Genomic DNA, 14,982 nt, shown 5'->3' on the forward strand with positions numbered 1-14,982 from the left:
GGCCCCTTCGCGCTGTTCGAGTACGCCGAATATCAACCGCTGGTGTGCCTGGACAACCATGCGACCGTGCTCTTCCTGGAAGATCGCCGGTATATCGAGCCGTATCGCGGCCTGGTCTCGACTCTCGGTGAGGTTGCCATGGATGGAGGACAATCGCGGGGGTTGATTGTCACCCTGGCAAGCGACCATGAGCGCGGGAGCGAACGGGATGAACTGGCGGAAGAGCAGCTTTAGCGGAGGTGGCGCAAGCAGTTGCGTGGAGGTGGCGCTGGTCTCGGCGGGGGCCGCCGTGCGGGACTCGAAGCACCCGGCCGGGGGCGTGCTCAGCGTCCCGATCCCCGCGTGGCGGCGCCTCGTAGCAGAATGCTCGGGTGCTATCGATTCATGAGCGCATCGCCGAGGAGCTCGGCGTGCGCGACCGGCAGGTCCACGCGGCGGTCGAGCTGCTGGACGGTGGCGCCACCGTCCCGTTCATCGCCCGCTACCGCAAGGAGGTCACCGGCAGCCTCGACGACGCCCAGCTGCGCACGCTCGAGGAACGCCTGCGCTACCTGCGTGAGCTGGAGGACCGGCGCACCGCGATCCTCGAGTCGATCCGCGAGCAGGGCAAGCTCACCGACGAGCTGACCGCCCGGATCATGGCCGCCGACTCCAAGGCGCGCCTGGAGGACATCTACCTGCCTTACAAGCCCAAGCGGCGCACCAAGGCGCAGATCGCCCGTGAGGCCGGGCTGCAACCGCTGGCCGACCTGTTGCTGGCCGACCCGAGCCGGGACCCGCAGACCGAGGCCGCCGGGTTCGTCGACACCGAGAAGGGCGTGGCCGACCCCGCCGCCGCGCTGGACGGCGCCCGGGCCATCCTGATCGAGCAGTTCACCGAGGACGCCGATCTGATCGGCACCCTGCGTGAGCGGATGTGGACCGCCGGTCGGATCGCCGCCAAGGTGCGCGAGGGAAAGCAGGAGGCCGGCGCCAAGTTCGCCGACTACTTCGACTGGTCCGAGCCCTACACCAAGCTTCCCTCGCACCGCATCCTGGCCATGTTCCGCGGTGAGAAGGAGGAGATCCTCGAGCTCACCATGCTGGCCGAGGACGCGCCGGAACAAGCCCCGGCCGGGCCGAGCGACTACGAGCGCACCATCGCCGGCCACTTCCGCATCGCCGACCGGGGCCGGGCCGCCGACCGCTGGCTGCTGGACACCGTCCGGCTCGCCTGGCGCGCCCGGATCCTGATCAAGCTCGACATCGACCTGCGGATGCGGCTTCGGCAGGCCGCCGAGGAGGAGGCCGTCCGGGTGTTCGCGGCCAACCTGCGCGACCTGTTGCTCGCCGCGCCGGCCGGCACCCGACCGACCATGGGCCTGGATCCCGGCTTCCGCACCGGCGTGAAGGTCGCGGTGGTCGACGGCACCGGCAAGGTGGTCGCCACCGAGACGATCTACCCGCACCAGCCGCAGCAGCGCTGGGACGAGGCGCTGGCCGTGCTGGCCCGGCTGGCCGAGCGGCACGGCGTCGAGTTGATCGCGATCGGCAACGGCACGGCGTCCCGGGAGACCGACAAGCTGGCCGCCGACCTGATCAAGCTGAATCCTGGACTGACCAAGATCGTGGTGTCCGAGGCAGGGGCGTCGGTGTACTCCGCGTCCGCCTACGCCTCGCACGAGCTGCCCGGGCTGGACGTGTCGCTGCGCGGGGCGGTGTCGATCGCCCGAAGGTTGCAGGATCCGCTCGCCGAGCTGGTCAAGATCGACCCGAAGTCCATCGGAGTCGGCCAGTACCAACATGATCTACCCGAGTCCATGCTGTCCCGGTCGCTCGACGCGGTGGTGGAGGACTGTGTGAACGCGGTGGGCGTGGACGTCAACACGGCCTCCGCGCCGCTGCTGACCCGGGTTTCCGGCATCGGCGAGGGGCTGGCCGCGCAGATCGTCGCGCACCGGGACGGCAACGGGCCGTTCCGCACCCGCCGGGCGCTCAAGGACGTGTCCCGACTGGGGCCCAAGGCGTTCGAGCAGTGCGCGGGGTTCCTGCGCATCCCTGGCGGGGACGACCCGCTGGACTCCTCGGCCGTGCACCCGGAGGCCTATCCGGTGGTGCGGCGCATCCTCAAGGCCACCGGCGGCAATCTGGCCAAGCTGATCGGGAACACCGGCACACTGCGCAAGCTCGACCCGAAGTCCTTTGTGGACGAATCGTTCGGGCTGCCGACCGTGACAGACATCCTGGCCGAGCTGGAGAAGCCGGGTCGGGACCCGCGGCCGGCGTTCAAGACCGCGACGTTCGCCGAGGGGGTGCACAAGGTCGAGGACCTGCGACCGGGCATGGTGCTGGAGGGTGTGGTCACCAACGTGGCCGCGTTCGGCGCGTTCGTCGACGTCGGCGTGCACCAGGATGGGCTGGTGCACGTGTCGGCCATGTCCCGCTCGTTCGTCAAGGACCCCAGGGACGTGGTGAAGCCGGGCGACGTGGTCCGGGTGAAGGTGCTCGACGTTGATGTGCCCCGCAAACGGATCGGGTTGTCCCTGCGGTTGGATGACGAGCCGGGTGCCCGGGACGCCGGCGGTCGGTCGGGGCCGCGGGACCGGCCGCGCCAGCCCCGCCAGGAGCGCGGTGGCGGCACCGCGAAAGAGGCGGCCGGCGGGTCGATGGCGGACGCCTTGCGCCGGGCCGGATTCAAGAAATGATGCTGGATCTGCGGTTGGTCAACGCGAACATCGTCACGATGGACCCGGCGCTTCCGGCCGGGCGCGAGATCGGGGTGTGGCAGGGTCGGATCGTCGGGCTGGACGACGCGGTGTCCTCGTTGCCCGCCAAGGAGGTCGTCGACCTGCGTGGCGCGACCGTACTGCCCGGGTTCATCGACCCGCATGTGCACCTGGCTTGGGCCGGGCTGCAACAGAGTGGGGTCACGGTCGCCGGCCGCACCTCGGTCGACGACGTGCTGGCCGTGGTGGCCGAGGCCGTCGCGGCCAAGGCGCCGGGGGAGTGGGCGGAGATCCAGGGCTACGACCAGCGTGTACTCGGCCGGCACCTCACCGCCGCCGAGTTGGACTCGGTCAGTGCCGGCCGGCACGTGCTGCTGGTGCACGTCTCCGGCCATGCCGGTGTGGTCGGCAGCTCGGTGCTGGTCCGGCTCCCGTCGAACGTGCAGCACACCGACGGTGTGCTCGGCGACGCCGGCATGACCGCGGTGCGCGGCGTCCGCGACCCGTATCCGGTGCGCGAACTGGCCGACGCGATCGAGCGCGCCGGGCGCACCTGCCTGTCGGAAGGCGTGACCGCCGCCGCCGAGGCCGGCATCGGTGTCCACGGTGGACTGATCAGCTACAGCGGCGCCGAGGCGGCCGCCTTCCAACTGCTGCACGACGAGGGCCGGCTGCCGATCCGGATGCGCCTGATGGTGGCCGCCGAAGCCCTGCATCCGTTGGCCACCAACCCATCCGATGGCATCGCCCGGGGCCTCGACCTCGGTCTGCGCACCGGTTTCGGCGGCGATCGGCTCTCCCTCGGTGCGATCAAGATCTTCACCGACGGCGGCATGGGTCCGCGCACCGCCGCGCTCACCGCTCCCTATGCCGGTACGGATCACAGCGGCGACTACTTCACCGACCCCGAGATCGTGCGCGACTACGTCCGCGACGCGCACCGCGCCGGCTGGCAGCTCGCCATCCACGCGATCGGCGACCGCGCCGTCGACCTGACCCTGGATGCCTTGGCGGAGGCCCAGGCCCGGTATCCGCGTCCCGAGGCCCGGCACCGGATCGAGCACTCCGGTCTGGTCCGCCCCGACCAGTTGCCCCGGTTCGCCGAGGTCGGCGCCACCGCGGTCGTCCAGCCCAGCTTCCTGTGGTACTTCGGCGACGACTACGCCAAAATCGTGGGCCCCGGTCGGGTTTCCTGGCTCTACCGCGGCAGGTCTTTCCTCCACCATGGCGTTCCGCTGGTCGCCAGCTCCGACCGGCCCGTCACCCCTGGCGCCCCACTGCGCGCCATCCAGTTCATGGTGCAACGGCTCTCCGCCACCGGCGAGCGCATCGGGCCCGCCGAGGCCGTCACCATCGACGAGGCCCTGCGCGCCTACACCACGGCCGCCGCGCACGCCTGCCACTGGGAGAACGAACTCGGCTCCCTCACCCCCGGCAAACACGCCGACCTCGTCGTCCTGGCCGACGACCCCCGCGACGTCGACCCGAACCGCATAGCCGGCATCGGGGTCGTGGCCACCCTGGTCGCCGGCACCGTCGCCCACGGGGCATTGCCCTGAGCCGCATAATCGGTGCCGGAGGGCGAGGGCTGGATGATGCGGGTCGCGGTGGTGGGTGCCGGCGTGGTCGGCCTGGCAGTCACGCGCGCCTTGCGGCGCCGTGAATGCGAGGTGATGTGCCTGGAGGCGGACCGGCCGATGGCGGCCCGCTCGGTCGGGAGTTCGCGGATCTTCCGGTTGGCACACGGCGATCCCGCGCTGGTCACGTTCGCGCGGCGGTCAGCGTCGCTGTGGTCGGAGTGGGACGACGAATACGCGGCCATGTTCGACCTCCGGACGCCGCGCATCGTCCGGCCCGGCGCGCTCTGTGTGACCGGTCAGGTCGCGCGGCACTGGGCGCGGGCGATGTCTCTCGCCGGCGTGGCGCACCAACTCCACGACGAGCCGTCGTTCGACCGGGGGCGCGGTCTGCCGGGGGTGACGGACGGGCCGCTGTTGCTCGATCCGAACGCGCGGGTGCTCGACGCCGAATCGGCCGGTTGGTATCTGCGCGGTGCTGTCGGGCCGAGCCTTCGCCGGGAACGAGTGCGGCGGCTGTCGCCCGCGGCCGACCGGGTAACGGTGCTGACCACGATGGGGCGGCACGAGGTCGACCGGATCGTCGTCGCGGCCGGGCAGGGCACCCACGGTCTCGCCGCCCAGGCCGGAATCGACACCCCGAGCGCGCTGGCACACCACGCCCGGTTCACGTTTCGGCTGCGGGACCGACCCGACCGGCCGCTGTCGTGGCTGGACCGCACGGAGTCGTGGCGCCCCGGCTTCACCTCCTACCAGCACCTGTCCGGCGACAACCGCTGGTCGGTCGGGGCTCACTTCGGCGACGAGGAGATCCCCTGGAGCGCCGGCCCGGACGCCGCGATCGCCCGGTCCCGCAAGCTCGTCCTCGACTACGTCCGCGACGTCCTGCACGGCGTCGGCAACGAAGTGCTGGAGACCGTCTACTGCACCCAGATCCCGGGCCTGCGCGACGGCATCCACGCCCGCCGAGCCGGCCCGGTGACCGCCATCTGGGGCAACAACCTGTTCAAACACGCCCCGGCCATCGGCGAAGTGATCGCCGATGCCATCGTCACGGACACCGAACCAGTCCTCCCTCCGGGACCTCCGATGGTGGACGTTCCGCCGCTCCGGGATTAACCGCTGTTGTTGCGTTCCTGCGGTTGGCGGGTTGATTGTGGCTGGGTGTCGTCACGGTGCCCCTGAGGTTGCGTTGGTTGGGCCGAGACTTCACGCGATGATCGACGGGACCGGCTCTAGTCGACGATCAGGCCGGCTTCGGTGGCCAGGATGGTGGCGAGGAAGAGGGCTTGTTCGGCGTCGATTTTGGTGCCGCGTAGGGAAAGCAGGCCGTGGGCGCTGGTGATGCGGGAGGTGCGCAGGTCGCAGCCGGCGGCGCGGGTGGCGCGGAACTCGGTGTCGTGGAAGTCGCAGTCCAGGAACAGGGTGTTGGACAGGTCGCCGGAGATGATGGACTCGCGGAACGTGCAGCCGGTGAACACCAGGGCGCCTCGGACCTTGGCGATGTCCACGGTGGCGTAGTCGAGCCGGGAGTCCGTGATGGACACGTCGGTGGCGTTGTCGAGGGTCAGGTGCAGGCCGATGGCGCGGCAGGTGCGGAACTCGGTGCGGCGGGCGGTGACCCGGTGCAGTGTGGCGTTGGACAGGTCGACGCCGGTCATGATCACGTCGACCAGGGTCAGCGGGCTGAGCTTCGCGTGGGACAGGTTGAGCTGGCGGACCAGACAGGCCTCCAGGGCGCCGGCACCGGTGGCGTTGGTCGCGTCGCCGCCGTCGACCAGGGCCGAGTCGAGGTCGAACGCGCCGGTGAAGGTCGCGGTGGTCGGGGTCAGCTCGTCCGGGTCCACCTCGGGTAGCCGGATCGACCGGCCGTCGGCGAGTTGGCGAGAGGTCACCGGTCGACGGTAGCGGGATGGCCGGTGAGATAGCCGCCCATGGTGCGGAAGTAGTCGGTCGCGGCGAGTTCGGTGCCGTCGTCGGTGCGGATCTTTTTGATCAGCAGGCCGTGGTTGCGGCCGCGGCGGGCGTCGGCGCCGGCCACGATCACCACTCCGTCGCCCTCCCGGATGAAGATGCGGCCGGGGGTGCCGCCGTAGCGACCCTGCGACACGGCGGCCGACACGATGCGGATGCGCGTGTCCCGGTGGTAGGTGAACGCGTTGGGGTAGGGGTCGGACTGGGCGCGGACCAGGCGTTCGAGTTCCTCGGCAGACCAGCCCCAGTCGATCCGACTGTCCTCAATGGACCTTTTGTGGAAGAAGCTGGCCCGGTCGCGGTCCTGCTTGACCCAGTCGGTGCGGCCGGTGGCGATCAGCGTCAGGGCCTCGATGGTGACCGGACGGATCAGTGCGACCGTCTTGTGGAACAGGTCGGTGGCGGTGTCGGTGTCCTCGACCGGCACGGCGCGCTGCACCACGATGTCGCCGGCGTCGAGGTCGCCGTTCATCATGTGCGCGGTCAGCCCGACCTCGCGCTCGCCGTTGATCAGCGCCCAGATCACCGGGGCGAACCCGGCGTAGGCCGGCAGCAGGGAGTCGTGCACGTTGAGGGTGCCGTGCCGGGGGAGGTTGAAGATGTGCGGCGGCAGCCAGGTTCGCCAGTTGTTGGCCACGATGATGTCGGGCTCGGCCTCCTCGAGCCGGTGCACCAGGTCGTCGTCGTCCGGGCGGTTGCGCAGCAGCACCGGAACGCCGTGGTCGGCGGCCAGTTCGGCCACCGAGTCGTCCCAGATCCGCTCGTAGGCGTGGTCGCTGCCGGGGTGGGTCACCGCGAGGACGACCTTGTGCTCGGAGTCCAGCAGCGCTTCCAGCGTGCGGTAGCCCCAGGTCTGGTATCCGAACATGACGACCCGCATTGCTGCTCCTTGATCGTGGCCTAGCTCAAGTGAAGCAAGCCTATCCTTACCGCGGTGATCGATGTTAGGTTAGGCTAACTTCGGGTTCCGCGAGAGAGGACGTTCGGTGCCGATGTACGACCTGATCGGAGTTGGCTTCGGACCATCGAATCTCGCGCTGGCTATCGCCATCGAGGAGCACAACCGGGCCGGCGCCGCGGTGACCGGGCTGTTCCTCGAGCGGCAGCCGCGGTTCGGCTGGCACCGCGGCATGCTGATCGACGACGCCACGATGCAGGTGTCCTTTCTGAAGGACCTGGTGACGTTGCGGAACCCGACCAGCGAGTACAGCTTTCTGGCTTACCTGCACGAAAAGGGCCGGCTGGTCGACTTCATCAACCACAAGTCGCTGTTCCCGCTGCGGGTGGAGTTCCACGACTACCTGGAATGGGCGGCTGAGCGGTTCGCCGGCGTGGTCCGGTACGGGCACGAGGCGGTGACGGTGCGGCCGGTGAGCGGTGGGTTCGAGGTGGTCGCCCGGTCCGCGTCGGGGACGGTCACGAACCGGGCGCGCAACCTGGTGCTGGGTCTCGGGCTGGAGCCGAGCCTGCCGGACGGCGCCACGCTCGGCGCACGGGTCTGGCACAGTCGCGACCTGTTGGACCGGATCGACTCCCTCGGCCGGCTGGGTGCGGGTCGGGTGGCGGTGGTCGGTGCCGGGCAAAGTGCGGCCGAGGTGACCAAGTTCCTGCACGAGCGGTTCCCGCAGGCCGAGGTGTGCGGGATCTTCACGCGGTACGGGTACAGCCCGGCGGACGACAGCCCGTTCGCCAACCGGGTGTTCGACCCGGAGGCGGTGGACACGTTCTACGCGGCGCCGGAGGAGGCGAAGCGGCGGATCCTGGACTATCACGGCAACACGAACTACTCGGTCGTCGACATCGACCTGATCGAGGAGCTGTACCGCCGGATGTACCGGGAGAAGGTGCTGGGCACCGAGCGGCTGCGGATCCAGAACCTGTCCCGGGTGGCCGAGGTGGTCCAGTCCGTGGACGGGGTGCGCGCCACCGTCGAGTCACTGACCACGGGGGAGCGGGCCGTGCTCGACTGCGACCTGCTGGTCTACGCCACCGGGTACCGTCCGGCCGACCCGCTGTCGCTGCTCGGAGATGTGGCCGGATCCTGCCTGCTGGACGACCTCGGCCGGGTGCGGGTGAACCGGGACTACCGCCTCATGACTGGACCGGATCTCCATGGCGGGATCTATCTCCAGGGTGGGACGGAGCACACCCATGGGATCTCGTCCTCATTGCTGTCGACGACCGTCATGCGGGCAGATGACATCCTCCGGTCTGTCGTCTCCACTCGTGAACATCGTCCACATATGTGGACGCAGAACATCGTTGCGGACGCCGTCACCGTGCGGTAAGACCAGGGCATATCCACTCCACGATCCAGGAGATCCGGGGGTCCCTGTGCCCGAACGCATTCTGCTCACCGGTGCGGCCGGGAAGATCGGCACGATGCTGCGTTCCCGGCTGGCCCGGCCGGACCGGGTGCTCCGGCTGCTGGACCTCGCGCCGCAGGAACCGGCCGCGGCGGGGGAGCGGGTCGAGCTGGTGACGGCGTCGATCACCGACCTGCCAGCGATGTGTACAGCGTCCAAGGATGTGGACGCCGTCATCCACATGGGCGGCATCTCAGGTGAGGACAGCTGGTCGAAAATCCTCGACGTCAACATCAATGGGACGCACGCGGTGCTGGACGCGGCCCGGCGAGCCGGCGTCGGCCGGGTGATCCTGGCCAGCAGCAACCATGCGGTCGGCTTCGCCCCGCTGGATGGCGGCACCGTGCCGGACGGTCTGCTGCCCCGACCGGACACCTACTACGGAGTCAGCAAGGCGGCCATGGAGGCGCTCGGCAGCCTGTACCACGACCGCTACGGGCTGGACGTGATCGCGATCCGGATCGGGGCCTGCCGCGAGCGGCCGACGGACAGCCGGGAGCTTTCCATCTGGCTGTCGCCGGACGACTGCGCGCGGCTGCTCGAGGCGGCGATCTCCGTGCCCCGGCCGGGTTTCCGGCTCATCTGGGGTGTCTCCGCGAACACCCGAGGGTTCGTCTCGCTGGCCGAAGCCGAGGCGATCGGCTACCAACCGCAGGACGACGCCGAGGCGTTCGCCGGCGACGTCAAGCCGGCCGGGGAACTCGCCCGTAAGTTCGTTGGTGGGAGATTCTGCTCGCCCGCCAACGACGACGTGGAGGCCAGCACATGACTGTCGACGTCCAGGGCTACAACCCCCGCACCGGCGCACCGGTCGGCGACGCCGTCGCGGGCACGCCGACCGACGAGGTGGACCGGGTGGCCGGTGCGGCCGCGGCCGCGTTCCCCGCCTGGTCCGGCCTGCCCGCCACGGACCGGGCCGGTGTGCTGGACGCGCTGGCCGCCGCGTTGGACGACGGTGCCGACGAACTGGTCGCGGTGGCCGACGACGAGACGGCGCTGGGGGAGACCCGACTGCGCAACGAGGTCGGCCGCACCACCGGCCAGCTCAGGATGTTCGCCGACCTGCTGCGCCGGGGGTTGCACGTCGAGGCGATCATCAGCCCGGCCGACCCCGCCGTGGCCCGGCCGGACGTGCGCCGGATGCTCGTCCCGATCGGGCCGGTGGCGGTGTTCTCGGCCAGCAACTTTCCGTTCGCGTTCTCGGTCGCCGGCGGGGACACCGCCTCCGCGCTGGCCGCCGGTTGTCCGGTCGTGGTCAAGGCGCACGAGGGACATCCGCAGACCTCCGTGCTGGTGGCCCGAATCCTGCGCGGCGCGCTGGCCGCGGCTGGTGTGTCCGAGGACGTTCTCGGCCTGGTGCACGGGTTCGACGCGGGCGGGGCGCTGGTCCGGCACCCGGCCATGCGGGCGGTCGGGTTCACCGGATCGCTGCGCGGCGGCCGGGCGCTGTTCGACATCGCCGCGGCCCGGCCGGACCCGATCCCGTTCTACGGTGAACTGGGCAGCGTCAACCCGGTCGTCGTGCTGCCCGGTGCCGCGCGGGCCCGGGCCCGGGACATCGCCACGGAATACGCCGGCTCGCTCACCCTTGGCGCCGGCCAGTTCTGCACCAACCCCGGCTTGATGTTCGTGCCCGACGACGCCGCCCTGTTGGCCGCGCTGGCCGAGGCGGTCCGGGCGACGAGCACCGGTCCGATGCTCAGTGAGCGGATTCGGGACTCCTATGTGGACGGTGCGGCCGGCCGCGACGCGCTGCCGTCGCTCGCCGAGGGCGCGGCCGGCGAGGGTGCCTGGTCGGTGGCGCCTCGGGTGTGGCAGGTGGACGCGGCGACCTTCGCCGCCGGGCCGGACCGGTTCACCGAGGAGATCTTCGGCCCCGCCGGCCTGGTCGTCACCTACGCCTCGGTGGCTGAACTGGTCTCCACACTGTCTCATATGGACGGAAGCCTGACCGGGTCGGTGCACGCCACCGAGGACGAGCCGGACGATGCCGCCGCGGTCGCCGCCGCGCTAGGCCCGCTGGTCGGCCGGCTGATCTACAACGGCTGGCCGACCGGTGTCGCCGTCTGCTGGGCGATGCACCATGGGGGGCCGTGGCCGGCCACCACCGCGTCGGGACACACCTCGGTCGGCGGCACCGCGATCCGGCGCTGGCAGGTCCCGATCGCCTACCAGGGTTGGCCGCAGCACCTCCTTCCGCCCGAACTGCGCGACCACAATCCGCTCGGACTTCCGCGCACGGTGCAGGAATGACCGGTCCCGTCGGAGGTGGTCGGTATCGTCCCGAGGCTATGGACGCGACCCACACCCCACGGATGAAGATCGCCGAGCTGGCACCCGAGGCGTATCGGCACATGCTCGGGCTGGAACGGTTCCTGTCGAACAGCTCCCTGCCGTTCGGCATCAAGGAACTGGTCAAGCTGCGGGCCAGCCAACTGAACGGCTGCGCCTACTGCGTGGACATGCACAGCCACGACCTCAAGGTGGCCGGCGAGTCGGACGAGCGGCTGTACTCGGTGGTCGCCTGGCGGGAGGCACCGTTCTTCACCGCCGCGGAGCGCGCCGCGCTGGCACTGACCGAGGAGGCCACCCGGCTCGGCCCGGACGGCGTCTCCGAGCCGGTCTGGGCGGAGGCGCAGCGGCACTTCGACGAACCGACCCTCGCGGCGCTGGTGGTCGCCATCGCCACCATCAACGCCTGGAATCGCTTCGGCGTCACTCTTCGCATGGTCGCCGGCTCGCACCGTACGGCGGCGGTGGGCTGACCGGCCGGGCTACCTGACCCCGGCGCGGCGCAGCCTGGCCGCCAGCTTCTTGGCATTGTCGACCACCGCGGCGGCGACGCGCTGGATCTCCTCGGGGGTGGCCTCGTAGTCCGGCATCGAGCAGCTGATCGCGTCGGTGGCCGGGATGCGGTAATCGACGACGGCGGCGACACAGGCGACGCCCGGGGTGCCCTGCCCGCGCTCGAACGCCCAGCCCCGGCCGCGGATGCCCTCGAGCTCGCCGTGCAACAGGGCCAGGCTCCGGATCGACTTCGGCGTGTACGGCTCGAGCGTCAGGGGGAGGACGGCCTGGGCCTCGTCGAGGGTGAGTGCGGCGAGCAGCGCCTGTCCGAGAGCGGTGACGTGGGCGGGCAACCGGCGGCCCACCCGGGAGACCAGCGGTTCCATGTTCCGGCGCTCGCGGCTGGCCAGGTAGAGGACGTGCGCCCCGTCCCGCCGGCCATAGTGGGCGGTGTGCCCGACCGCGGCGCGGATGTCCTCGAGGGCCTCGCAGGCGAACGGGTATGCCGGGTCGAGATCGAGGTAGGCGGAGCCGGAGAGCAGGGCGTGCGGGCCGACGCCGAACGCCGAGCCGGTGGTGTCCGCCTCGATCCACTTCAGCTCACGCAAGGTGCGGATCAGCGCGTGCAGCGACGAGCGCGGGTAGCCCATCCGGTCCTGCAACTCGCCGAGCGTGAGCCGGGTCGGCGAGGCGGCGAGGGTCTCGAGGATCCGCACGGTCCGCTCGGCGGACTTGACCGATGACAGGTCGCGCCCAGAGGCACCGTCCAAGTCCTTGTCCAACTCCCTGTCCAGCTCCGTCATCCTGACCCCGATCCAACCGGCCGACTGCCGGCCCGACCCTAGCGGACGACACCATACGGACGCCCGTCATGTTTATGAACCGCGTCCACATATGTGGACGCAATCCCGGTTGGTGACTGGCCGGGGCAGCTGGCAGCCGGTTGATGGCGGCGGCTGCAGTCCTCTGCATTGATGGTGGCGACCGGGTGGCGGCCATCCGGTGGTGACATGGGCCGGGTGGCGCCGTCGGTTAGTTGCGGAGACGGTTGGCGGACATCCGGTGGGTGGCATGGGTCAGGGGCAGCCGTCTGGTTAGTGCGGCGGCTGGTGACGGACATCTGATGGTGACGGCGGTGGATGGCGGGCGTCTGGTGGGTGGCGGGCGTCTGGTGGGTGATCGTGGCGGGGGTGAGCGGGCATCCGGTTGGTGACTGGGGTGGGTGGCGGCCGTTTGGTTGGCCGTTGCGGGGTGGCGGCCTTTCTCGCTATCGGCAGCCGGCCGCCGCTGCGAGGCTGACCCTGGTCGATTCGTTGAGTCCCGTCGGGGTGTCGGCCGTAGATTCGGATTCGTGACCGCCCTGAACGAGTTCCGCGCCGCACTCGAGGGCGGTGGGGTACCTCGCGCGGTTACGGGTTCGGCGGCGCCTCAGTGGGTGGCAGGCGGCGGGCAAGGATGGTGCTGGTCGCGCCGTTCTTCGGCTTGGTCAAGCGATCTGATCGATGGTCCAGGAGGGACATGAGCAAGGTTTTCACCGCTCACGCGGTCTCGGTGGACGGCTACATCAGTGGTCGCACGCCCGACGGGGGCAAGGAGTTCGGAAGCGGTCTCGGTGACGCGCCCATGCTCTTCGACTGGTACTTCGACGGGGACACGCAGAGCCAGATGTTCGACGGCTTCAAGCTCAGTGCGCCGAGTGCCCGGGTCTTCGACGGTATCGCGGCACGGGTGGGGGCGGCGGTCGCGGGGCGCACCACCTACGAGCATTCCAGCCATTGGGGCGGGGGTAGCCCGCACCCGACGGCGCCGCTGTTCGTTTTGAGTCACCGGTCCGCGCCCGGGATCAGCGCTGACCAGACGCTGGTCACCACCGGTGTTGAGGACGCGATCGCGGCGGCCCGCGAAGCCGCGGGCGACAAGGACGTCGCCCTGATGGGTGGCGGTCTGGTCACCGAGGCGCTCAAGGCGGGGCTGGTCGACGAGGTGATCCTGCACCAGGTGCCGGTGCTGCTCGGCGGCGGTCGCAGCTTCTTCCGTGAACTCCCGGAGCACGTGCGGTTCCGTCTGCTGGCGGCCGTCCCGGCGCCCGGCGTGACCCACCTGCACTACGAGGTGGTCCGATGACGGTGCGGGTGTCGGGGCATGCGTATCCGTGGGACGTGGTGGGGGATCCGGGGTTTGCCGAGCGGGTGGTGCGGTTGGGGGTTCCGGAGGTGACGTTGGCGGCGGCCTACCACTCGACCCGGGCGGCGACGCCGTTGCATCCGGAGCATCGGGTGGTGGAGGCGCCCATGGCGGCGCTGTACCGGCCGGTGCGGGGGCGCGTGTGGGGCGGGCGGCGGCTGCGACCGGTGGGAGCGGACTGGGTGGCGGCGCGCGATCCGTTCGGGGTGGCGGCGGAGGCGTTGCGGCGCAACGGGTTGAGGGTGGCGGCATGGATCGTGCTGACGCACAACACCCGGTTGGGCAACGAGTTTCCGGATCTGGCGGTGCGGAACTGTTTCGGGGACCGGTATCCGTATGCGCTCTGTCCGGGGCATGCGGAGGTTCGCGAGTACGCGGCGACGCTGGCGGGGGAGGCCGTGGCCGGGGTGGCGGTCGACGGGGTGTCGCTGGAGGCGTGTGGGCAGCTGGGGATCGAGCACAACAGTCATCACGAGAAGACGGCGGGAGCGTGGACCGCGGAGCAGGCTCGGGTGCTGTCGGTGTGCTGTTGCGCGGCCTGTCGGTCGGGTTGGCGGGCCCGGGGGCTGGATCCGGCGGAGGTGGTCGCGCGGCTGAAGCGCGCGGCGCACGGGGGTGGGCCGGACGAGCAGGGGGGCCGGGGGCCGGATCCGGCGCAGGTGGACACGCGGCTGGAGGGCGCGGTGGATGGGGGTGGGCTGGACGAGGAGTGGGGCCGGGAGTTGCTCGCGGTTCGGCATGAGTCGGCTGACCTGCTGCGCGGGGAGGTGCTCCAGCGGCTGCGGGAGGAGGCGCCGGGGGTGCCGGTGACGGTGCACGCGCACCCGGATCCGTGGGTGACCGGGGCGTCGCCGGGGTTGACCGAGGCGGCGGCGCGAGAGGTCGACGGGCTGCTGGTGCCGGCTTGGCCGACCGAGCCGGCGAGTGCGGAACTGGTGGCGGCGGCGATCAGCACAGGGCTGCGGGTGGACGCGGGGGGGACGGGGGACGCGGGAGGGACGGGGGAGCGGGACGCGGGAGGGACGGGGGAGTGGGACGCGGGCGGGACGGGGGAGTGGGACGCGGGCGGGACGGGGGTGCGGGTGGATGCTTATGTGACGGTGCTGCCGCCGGCTGATTCGGAGCGGGTGGTGGAGCATGTGGGGAGGTTGCTGCGGGCGGGGGTGGGCGGGATCAATCTGTATCACCTGGGGCTGGCGCCGGGGGAGCGGCTGGCGGTGCTTGGTCGGGTTGTCGACCTGGTCGAGTAATGGTCTGAACCAGTAACGTCGCAACTCCGGGGCGTGTTCGGGGTCGCGGTCTTGGCGATACGGCGCGGTAACGGTATGGTCCAGACCATTGACGTGACCGCTGACACTTTCTAGCCTCCCCGAGTTAGGAAACCTTCCT

The 14,982-nt window shown here is 70.6% G+C and carries 14 protein-coding genes; 11 read left to right on the forward strand and 3 right to left on the reverse strand.

What is annotated here, in order from left to right; genetic code table 11:
* The 5 genes from VFV67_RS16830 to VFV67_RS16850 form a co-directional block, all read left to right on the forward strand.
* Positions 1–234, forward strand: a 234-nt coding sequence (locus tag VFV67_RS16830; protein WP_326471093.1) for a Scr1 family TA system antitoxin-like transcriptional regulator, incomplete at its 5' end; no start/stop codon positions are given.
* A complete protein-coding gene (locus VFV67_RS16835; protein WP_414636266.1) occupies positions 209–388 on the forward strand; it encodes a DUF397 domain-containing protein in 180 nt (59 codons plus the stop codon). The genes VFV67_RS16830 and VFV67_RS16835, both read left to right, overlap by 26 nt.
* Entirely contained in the window at positions 372–2,684 is a 2,313-nt protein-coding gene (locus VFV67_RS16840) for a Tex family protein (RefSeq protein WP_326471097.1), read from the forward strand. Before VFV67_RS16835 ends, VFV67_RS16840 begins: the two co-directional genes overlap by 17 nt.
* Positions 2,681–4,264, forward strand: coding sequence for an amidohydrolase (locus VFV67_RS16845; protein ID WP_326471098.1), 1,584 nt, complete (start codon positions 2,681–2,683; stop codon positions 4,262–4,264). Before VFV67_RS16840 ends, VFV67_RS16845 begins: the two co-directional genes overlap by 4 nt.
* 33 nt (positions 4,265–4,297) lie before the next feature.
* Positions 4,298–5,401 carry an FAD-dependent oxidoreductase gene (locus tag VFV67_RS16850; protein WP_326471100.1) on the forward strand — a complete coding sequence of 368 codons (1,104 nt, stop codon included), beginning with the start codon at positions 4,298–4,300 and terminating at the stop codon, positions 5,399–5,401.
* Between the two features lie 116 nt (positions 5,402–5,517).
* On the opposite strand, the gene VFV67_RS16855 is transcribed toward VFV67_RS16850, so the two are convergent.
* Complete coding sequence (locus VFV67_RS16855) at positions 5,518–6,177, reverse strand: pentapeptide repeat-containing protein (protein ID WP_326471102.1); 660 nt, start codon at positions 6,175–6,177, stop codon at positions 5,518–5,520.
* On the reverse strand, positions 6,174–7,136 hold the full coding sequence (locus VFV67_RS16860) for a methionyl-tRNA formyltransferase (RefSeq protein WP_326471104.1): 963 nt from the start codon (positions 7,134–7,136) through the stop codon (positions 6,174–6,176). The genes VFV67_RS16855 and VFV67_RS16860 overlap by 4 nt, the downstream gene beginning before the upstream one ends.
* Positions 7,137–7,248: 112 nt before the next feature.
* On the opposite strand from VFV67_RS16860, the gene VFV67_RS16865 reads away from it, so the two are divergent.
* The 4 genes from VFV67_RS16865 to VFV67_RS16880 are packed head-to-tail and all read left to right on the forward strand — an operon-like array spanning position 7,249 to position 11,387.
* Entirely contained in the window at positions 7,249–8,544 is a 1,296-nt protein-coding gene (locus tag VFV67_RS16865) for a lysine N(6)-hydroxylase/L-ornithine N(5)-oxygenase family protein (protein WP_326471189.1), read from the forward strand.
* A 46-nt stretch (positions 8,545–8,590) separates the two neighbouring features.
* Positions 8,591–9,391: an NAD(P)-dependent oxidoreductase gene (locus tag VFV67_RS16870; protein WP_326471105.1), complete on the forward strand. Its 801-nt coding sequence runs from the start codon at positions 8,591–8,593 to the stop codon at positions 9,389–9,391.
* Entirely contained in the window at positions 9,388–10,875 is a 1,488-nt protein-coding gene (locus tag VFV67_RS16875) for an aldehyde dehydrogenase (NADP(+)) (protein WP_326471106.1), read from the forward strand. The genes VFV67_RS16870 and VFV67_RS16875 overlap by 4 nt, the downstream gene beginning before the upstream one ends.
* Before the next feature lie 38 nt (positions 10,876–10,913).
* Positions 10,914–11,387, forward strand: coding sequence for a carboxymuconolactone decarboxylase family protein (locus tag VFV67_RS16880; protein WP_326471108.1), 474 nt, complete (start codon positions 10,914–10,916; stop codon positions 11,385–11,387).
* 9 nt (positions 11,388–11,396) lie between these two features.
* On the opposite strand, the gene VFV67_RS16885 is transcribed toward VFV67_RS16880, so the two are convergent.
* Complete coding sequence (locus VFV67_RS16885; RefSeq protein ID WP_326471110.1) at positions 11,397–12,212, reverse strand: IclR family transcriptional regulator; 816 nt, start codon at positions 12,210–12,212, stop codon at positions 11,397–11,399.
* A gap of 715 nt (positions 12,213–12,927) precedes the next feature.
* Between VFV67_RS16885 and VFV67_RS16890 the strand changes: the two genes are divergently transcribed.
* Together VFV67_RS16890 and VFV67_RS16895 are read left to right on the forward strand one after the other, a co-directional pair.
* Positions 12,928–13,533: a dihydrofolate reductase family protein gene (locus VFV67_RS16890; RefSeq protein ID WP_326471191.1), complete on the forward strand. Its 606-nt coding sequence runs from the start codon at positions 12,928–12,930 to the stop codon at positions 13,531–13,533.
* Positions 13,530–14,843, forward strand: coding sequence for a hypothetical protein (locus VFV67_RS16895; protein WP_326471112.1), 1,314 nt, complete (start codon positions 13,530–13,532; stop codon positions 14,841–14,843). Before VFV67_RS16890 ends, VFV67_RS16895 begins: the two co-directional genes overlap by 4 nt.
* Positions 14,844–14,982 lie beyond the last annotated feature (139 nt).

It is taken from the genome of Actinophytocola sp., assembly GCF_035762905.1.
Lineage (GTDB): Bacteria > Actinomycetota > Actinomycetes > Mycobacteriales > Pseudonocardiaceae > DASYTH01.

Bases quoted from the DNA above. Each gene is read 5' to 3' on its own strand.
- VFV67_RS16875 (WP_326471106.1), top strand. From the start codon at position 9,388: ATGACTGTCGACGTCCAGGGCTACAACCCCCGCACCGGCGCACCGGTC.
- VFV67_RS16835 (WP_414636266.1), top strand. From the start codon at position 209: ATGAACTGGCGGAAGAGCAGCTTTAGCGGAGGTGGCGCAAGCAGTTGC.
- VFV67_RS16845 (WP_326471098.1), top strand. From the start codon at position 2,681: ATGATGCTGGATCTGCGGTTGGTCAACGCGAACATCGTCACGATGGAC.
- VFV67_RS16860 (WP_326471104.1), bottom strand. From the start codon at position 7,136: ATGCGGGTCGTCATGTTCGGATACCAGACCTGGGGCTACCGCACGCTG.
- VFV67_RS16850 (WP_326471100.1), top strand. From the start codon at position 4,298: ATGATGCGGGTCGCGGTGGTGGGTGCCGGCGTGGTCGGCCTGGCAGTC.
- VFV67_RS16890 (WP_326471191.1), top strand. From the start codon at position 12,928: ATGAGCAAGGTTTTCACCGCTCACGCGGTCTCGGTGGACGGCTACATC.
- VFV67_RS16865 (WP_326471189.1), top strand. From the start codon at position 7,249: ATGTACGACCTGATCGGAGTTGGCTTCGGACCATCGAATCTCGCGCTG.
- VFV67_RS16895 (WP_326471112.1), top strand. From the start codon at position 13,530: ATGACGGTGCGGGTGTCGGGGCATGCGTATCCGTGGGACGTGGTGGGG.
- VFV67_RS16885 (WP_326471110.1), bottom strand. From the start codon at position 12,212: ATGACGGAGCTGGACAGGGAGTTGGACAAGGACTTGGACGGTGCCTCT.
- VFV67_RS16880 (WP_326471108.1), top strand. From the start codon at position 10,914: ATGGACGCGACCCACACCCCACGGATGAAGATCGCCGAGCTGGCACCC.